Origin of the sequence: Deinococcus pimensis DSM 21231 (genome assembly GCF_000519345.1) — a bacterium.
Taxonomy (GTDB): domain Bacteria; phylum Deinococcota; class Deinococci; order Deinococcales; family Deinococcaceae; genus Deinococcus_A; species Deinococcus_A pimensis.
This window is the reverse complement of the sequence record NZ_KI912640.1, coordinates 27844-28048: the sequence shown is the minus strand read 5'-3', so window position 1 is coordinate 28048 and position 205 is coordinate 27844.

Below are 205 nucleotides of genomic sequence, written 5' to 3'. Positions count from 1 at the left end.
CGGGCTACCTGTGGCTGACGCGCGGCGCGGGAAGCGCGCCCGAACGGCTGGAGCTGCCCACGCGGGCGCTCGCGTGGGTGCTGCGGAGGCGCGCGTGAGGGTGCCGCGACACCTGCCCGCGGTGCTGGAGGACAGCCTGCGCGGCTTCCTGCTGTACAAGCTCGCGACGGTCGCGCTGAACTTCGTCACGTTCCGCACGCTCGCG